Source organism: Psychrobacter sp. CX16 (assembly GCF_057396245.1).
Genome location: NZ_JBXYJF010000036.1, coordinates 24,632 through 31,083 on the forward strand (window position 1 = coordinate 24,632; position 6,452 = coordinate 31,083).

A 6,452-nucleotide genomic window follows, 5' to 3' on the forward strand; every position below is an offset into this window, starting at 1 on the left:
GTAATCAAAAATCCCAGCATATGTGCTGGGATTTTTTATGGCTCGTACTTTTATAGAGCTGCCTTAAGTTCCAAAAGACAATCTATTTAAAGCTATCTCATAAATGGGATAAGCTCAATCGTACCACTCGCAGTAACGCCCAGTTGCGTATTGCCACCTTCAAAACTCTGAGCAGGCGCACTGCTTTTTGCTGAAATGTCACGCATCATCATAATAGGGCGCGGGCTATAGCCACCATTTGAGTTGATGGTAACATTGATAATTTGATAGCCGCTCATATCCCAAGTCTCTACTAAAGATTTGGCTTGTTCTTTAAAGGCAAGTGAGGCCTTTTTAATTAGCTCTTTTTCAAGCTGTTTCTGTTTATCTTCTGATACGCCAAACTGAATATTTTGAACCACTAAAGAGTCTTGTAGTGTCGCAATAAGCTCACTGGCTTTTGCAAAGTCATGGCTTTTTAGGTCAATACTGACAGTACCCGTCCAACCGGTAATTTTGCCGTCGTCATTATAGTTAGGGCGTGTGTTTTGTGAGCCTGTTGTCGCAGTGACAGTAGGGTACCGTTTAGCAATGTTCATCGCTTTATTAATCGCGGTGTTAAGCTCTGTGGCCAATTGCTTCGGACTGGTTGCTTGAGCCTGCTTATAAAGGGTTGCCGTTACTTCATCATTGTCGACTTCTTGATTGGCTTCCACATTAAAGCTGATTTGGTTATAGCCTGTGGGTTCGGCATTGGCCATATTGCCTAATAGGGCAGTGCTGCTAATTAGGGTAAGAAGTCCCATTTTAGATAATGTTTTGGCAGAGACAATTGACATAACGCTTTCCTCTTTATTTGTTGTGATTTTTCAATATATTTACAGAGACATTTAAATATAGATACTAGATTAACCTATTTTACCTCGATTTTGTATATGCACCATTAATCGTTTGCTAGATTAATGTAATGAAATCTGACGTATATTGGCTGCTATAACTCTTAACCTAAAACAAATTACCATTTAACCGATTGAGCCAGCTTGGCTTCACTAGAGTCGGCGTAATCTGTGACCAAGATTTTGATAAACTGTTTGGCTTTGGTAGAGTCGCCACTGATTTTGGCAAATGAGGCTAGGCGGTATAAAGCTTTGCTCTGTTTGTCATTATTGGGGTCGTTTTTATAGTCAGTAATCACCTGTAAAAATTGCTCTTTTGCTGAGTTGACATTAGGCGGGGTATCCTTTAAATAAAACTCACCCAACCAATAATGAGCATTAGCGACCAAATCATGATCAGGGTAGGACTCGATAAAGGCTTTCATCTGCTTAATACCCGCGTCCACCCCTTTATTTTTTAGTGCCGAATAAGCAGCGGCATAAGCCAGCTCAATTTGCTTCTGTTCTGAGACTTCGGGATCTGAGCTTGTGCCACTATTATTATTATTATTATCTAAAGGGTTTGCCTCTGTGCCCCAACCTTGAGTAGACGCACTGACATCAGCCGGTTGAATGGTTTTCTGCATTTGGCCTGATTGACCTAGGATTCGGTTAACCTCTGCCTGTACCTTATCTTGTAGCGTACGCTCAAACTCGTTTGCTAGTTCTTGTTTAATCTCTAATCTTAATTCCTGTTTTAAGCTATTGATTTGCTGCTGCAAACTCTCGATTTCACCTGCCAGCCGTGCCATCTCTCGCTTTTGTGCATCCATCTTCTTAACAAGCTCATAGGCATTAGGTAGGGCTGTAGATGACACAGAGGTATTGTTTGTTGCGGTAGTCGTAGTAGGTGAGACAGGCGTAACGGCATAACTGACGCTACTAAGGGCAAATAGAACTGGTAATAGGCTGAATCGAATGTGCTTTTTTGGTGCTTGGATGGCATCGGGCATAATATCATCTCAGTTTTATTTATTGTGTCATTAGGGAGTCTACCTTGATTATAACAATAAAATAAAGCGAACAGGGAGTGAGCTTGGCGAGCATGGATGTTGAGTTGCCAATCACAGAATTAGCATACGTTGTTTTTTTAGTATGGATGTTTGTACTAAAGGTATCGTCAGAGAAGTCTGAAATAGTTACAAGGCAACCGAGCGAAAGTATTACAAGTGTAGGCTTAGCAAGGTTAAGGCTGTAACCGTTTAGTAGTTCACTGACTATAGATAGCTTTGTTATAGGCTAAGATAAGCAGGATTAAAAAAAAGAGTGCCATACAGAAGCTAAATTTATGATTATGCTTGAAAATAATGAAAGCTTAGGTATAATACGTGCTTGGTGGCTCCGTTGGTAGCCTCGCAACATTGTACTATGAACCCCGCCAGGACCGGAAGGTAGCAACGGTAGTAGATACAATGTGTGCCGAGGATGTGCTGATGGGGTCATCTTTTTTTATGCCTAAAATTTAATAAATATCCAGAATACCGCTTACATTGAGCGAATAAAAGGCTTGTCATGATTGATATGACAGGCCTTTTTTGCGTCCTGAAAAAATAATACGTTTATGAGCACCCAAGGTAATGGGTTTTGAGATAAAGTAGGCTCAAAGACATATTTGAATAGCTATAAAATAAGGATAATTATTTATGAAAGCTGAGATTATTGCTGTCGGTACCGAAATATTACTGGGTCAGATTGTTAATACCAATGCGCAGTACATTGCTGAAGGCTTGGCCGACTTAGGTATCGATGTATATTTTCAGGGCGTAGTCGGTGATAACATGACGCGGGTTAAAGAAGCCTTACAAATCGCCAGCATGCGTTCAGACTTGGTGGTGTGTTGCGGTGGACTTGGTCCAACAGAGGATGATTTGACCAAAGATGCGATTGCTGAATTTACAGGTGCTAAGTTAGTCATTGATGAGGAGGCCGAAGCGAAGATACTGGAACTGTTTGCCGGTAAAAATGAGTCATTAATTACCTCTAATAAAAGACAGGCCAATACCATCAAAGGCAGCCATTTACTCAAAAATGAAGTTGGGCTAGCGGTAGGATTTTTGCATCAGCATAATGATACCTATTATGCTGCCATACCAGGACCACCCAGAGAAATGAGCTACATGTTTGATCATGAACTTAAACCGTTACTTGACGACATATTAGGTGAGCGTACTAAGCTGTATTCTAAATATTTAAAATTTGGCGGTATCGGTGAGTCATCGGTCGAGGATACCCTTAAAGACTTAATTGGCAATCAAAGCAAGGTCTCGCTGGCACCGTACGCGGGGATAGGGGAGATTACTGTTCGCTTGAGTGTCAAAGCAAATAGTGAACAGGAGGCTGAAATTTATTTTGCGCCGATGATGCTACGTATAAATGAGCGTTTAGCTAAGCATCTGTACAGCGACCAAAATGAAAGCTTAGAGCGGGCAATAGGTTGTCATACAATCAGTAAATTTGGTGTGCTTGAGATAAATACGACTGGCTATCTGACCCATCAACTATTAAACAGTGATGATGCTCACGATAACGTCAAACTAAGTATAACGAAACACTTAAAGCAGGAGATTACAGAAACATTGGCCAAGCAGCAGCTTTTAGAATTTATCAAACATAATGAGTTGACTAATGGCATCGCACTTTTCCATTGCCATGACTTACCAGAGGCCAGTATCGCGTCAGGTAGAACAGCCAAAACCTTTTATATTGGGTTATGCGTTGATAATCAGATCTCAATCATTGAGCGAGAATTCATTGGAGATAGACAAGCGGTACAAATGAGAGCCGCTAAGACAGCGATGTATCTATTTTTGAAGGCGTTTAGGACGAAGTAAGTTCATATATTAAAAGATAAAAGAGTTTCTTAAAAAAAGCTTATCACAGTATGGGTGATAAGCCCTTTATTATCAAAACTTATGTATCGCCCATTAAAAAAGGCTCGCCACAATTAATGTGACAAGCCTTTTTAGTGTTTGGTGGAGATGGCGGAAACTAAACTTAATTACTAAGATATTGATATTAAAGGATTTTATTAATTTAAATTTATCTTATACCAACAAATATACCAACAATAAAAAAAGCTACTATCAATTTTTAGCTTAAAATTATCTGCATTTTAACATCAGAATAATATTGTTACTGATTGTAATTTGATAATTAATACAGCTTAAATTTATAAACTTTCACATTTTGACTAATTGCCATTGCTTCTAACTTATCCAATAAAGCATCTCTACCAAACAGAATAAGACAATCGCTGTTTTCAATTAATTGCTGTGGGGTGTCCAATGTCATAACTCTCTTTTGAGCTACACCAGCATAACGGCAAGCCCATCTGTTCGCTTTGGTATCTTTACCAATGACTATATCAAGGCTCATTACTCTATAGTTCTTTAAAACCTCATTACAGCACTGTATAAGCCTCGGATAGTGTCGATAATCGAAGTTTTTACAGGTCTTAATCGCTATTCTGTGGTTTGGAGTGGCCATAGTTGCATCAGTATTGTGTATTCAAAATATAGTTAGTTGCTGGCAAGCGAGCTGTAGTGACATTTTAAATGCGAGCCTTCTATAGATGCTGCAATATTAAGTTTTGTTAAGTTTTCGCATTTGAAATGCGGAATAAGTTGCACCTGTGCAAGTTAACCCATTCAAGTATTTAAGCTCTATTTTTTTATTTTTTACAGCTAAAGTTGCGATGCTTATTACTTAATCTCTTATAAACCCTTATAGATATTAAGTTTGACCTTAATTTTTCTGTCCTATAAGTAAACTAAAGTAAACCTATTGGTATAGAACAGTATAAATAATCTGTGTGGAGTTAATCACCATGCAGTTATATTCGGTTTACCCATAAGCGTTTTAAACGCTCAAAGGTTGTACCTGATTAGTCTGTTTATTTAATGCCCGTGTGTATGGTTCAACCTTTCCCTCTTTTATGGACTCCGAAAACCCTTAATGCCCGTGCGTGCGTGTACTGTTCAAGTTATAGGATATGAAAACCTTACAAAACCTTACTCTTACCGTGAGTGCTGTTCGGACAATTTCGAGAACAATACGTGCGTGCGTGTACTGTTACATTAACTATCCTAACGTGTCCGAAAACTATCAAAATTCCATTATCTTTTTAAGCACTGGGTCATTGTTATATTTCTCTCTTTGCTCAATCTGCTGACCACCACCAAGCAACTTACACTTACTCATCGTACAACTTAACGCTGTTTTATAATCGTTTTCAGCTAATGCTAATTGTCTTATTTGCTCAACTTCCTGTAGGACTGTATCGAGTGTTATTTCATCTCTTAATCTACTGCTCATATCTAACCCCGTTATTATCCAGCCAGTTAAGCACAGAACCACAGATGCGCTGTTCTAGTATGTCATGCTCTTTAACTAACCTCTCGTACGTGCTGTGGTGCATATAGCGAGGTCTTGAGCCTTTACCGTATGCAATGCCACTTTGCCAGCCTAAACGCCGTCTTATCTGTCCTACTCGATTAAATAAGCGGTCTGTTGGCTGTTGGTGCTGGGTAAGGTACTTTGCACCTATACAATGTCTGCAAACGAATAAACCAGCACAATATAAAACTGCTACCCTTCTGTGACACTTAACGCACCTGAACCAATAACGCTTACCACCATAGTTGGGTTGTGTCGTTGTCAGTGGAATATCATAGCTGTATTGCTGACCTCTGTAGCCATAGTTCAATGACAATGATTTGACTGTCTTGTCTGTTGTTAACTGTTGTTTGTACTGGTTAATACAAATTTTCGGATAGTCGTTTAGTGTCGTTGCTGTTGCAAGCTTTGGCATTGTTATCTAAATCATTAGTAAATTTTGTTATATTTTAACATTTTAATGATTGTCTACGATGTCCAAAAACCTCATCCAATAATTAATGCCAGTCAGTTAAAGCAAAAACCCGAAGAAAAGTAATAAAATAGCCCATCTAATAAGTAGATGGGCTATTTTACTATGAGACTACAAGAAGCTATTAATGAGACGCATAAAAGGATCCCAGACACCCTAGAACAATTTAGTGAATTAATAGACCCTGACTGGATACAGCAGGCCTTAGAATATACAGGCAAAGCGAGCATTAGAAGGCGGAAGCTACCAGCCGAACACGTTGTTTGGCTAGTCATCGGTACAGCCTTATATCGAAACCGTTCCATCTGGTATATCACAGAGCAAATGCGGCTTAATCTAGACTCACAGGCCTGCGTACCCAGTGCTGTTGTACAAGCAAGACAACGCCTCGGGCATGAACCTCTAAAGCAGCTATTTCATCAACTAAGTGCTCACTACCAAACGGAATCACTAGCCCAGCAACAAGACTTCATGGGACTTAGCGTCCAAGCCGTAGATGGCGTCGTATACTCATTGCCATACACCGATGAGAACCTTCAGCACTTTAGCTCAAGCAAAGGTAGGACCAAAGAGGCGCCTTATCCACAAATGCGTTCGGTATGTCTTATCAATACTGACACACATGAGATCATTGACACAACTCTTGGAGATATGGGTCAAGGAGAGATCAC

At 39.6% G+C, this 6,452-nt stretch carries 6 protein-coding genes and 1 other RNA gene; 3 read left to right on the forward strand and 4 right to left on the reverse strand.

Translation table 11 applies throughout. The features are described 5' to 3' along the window. Positions 1–92: 92 nt before the first annotated feature. Positions 93–818 (reverse strand): SIMPL domain-containing protein, encoded by a 726-nt coding sequence (locus AC2SLM_RS11530; RefSeq protein WP_486553991.1) that lies wholly within the window; start codon positions 816–818, stop codon positions 93–95. Between the two features lie 176 nt (positions 819–994). Next, positions 995–1,867: a tol-pal system YbgF family protein gene (locus AC2SLM_RS11535; RefSeq protein WP_486553992.1), complete on the reverse strand. Its 873-nt coding sequence runs from the start codon at positions 1,865–1,867 to the stop codon at positions 995–997. Between the two features lie 389 nt (positions 1,868–2,256). On the opposite strand from AC2SLM_RS11535, the gene ffs reads away from it, so the two are divergent. Then, an RNA gene (ffs, locus tag AC2SLM_RS11540) (signal recognition particle sRNA small type) lies at positions 2,257–2,353 on the forward strand. Between the two features lie 204 nt (positions 2,354–2,557). After that, positions 2,558–3,745, forward strand: coding sequence for a CinA family nicotinamide mononucleotide deamidase-related protein (locus tag AC2SLM_RS11545; RefSeq protein ID WP_486553994.1), 1,188 nt, complete (start codon positions 2,558–2,560; stop codon positions 3,743–3,745). 322 nt (positions 3,746–4,067) lie between these two features. Here the strand turns inward: AC2SLM_RS11545 and AC2SLM_RS11550 are convergent, their stop codons facing one another. Continuing rightward, a complete protein-coding gene (locus tag AC2SLM_RS11550) occupies positions 4,068–4,289 on the reverse strand; it encodes a hypothetical protein (RefSeq protein WP_486553996.1) in 222 nt (73 codons plus the stop codon). Between the two features lie 729 nt (positions 4,290–5,018). Next, entirely contained in the window at positions 5,019–5,228 is a 210-nt protein-coding gene (locus AC2SLM_RS11555) for a hypothetical protein (RefSeq protein ID WP_486553998.1), read from the reverse strand. 658 nt (positions 5,229–5,886) lie between these two features. On the opposite strand from AC2SLM_RS11555, the gene AC2SLM_RS11560 reads away from it, so the two are divergent. Beyond that, positions 5,887–6,452 (forward strand): transposase domain-containing protein (locus AC2SLM_RS11560; protein ID WP_486552346.1); only part of this gene is annotated, 566 nt, incomplete at its 3' end.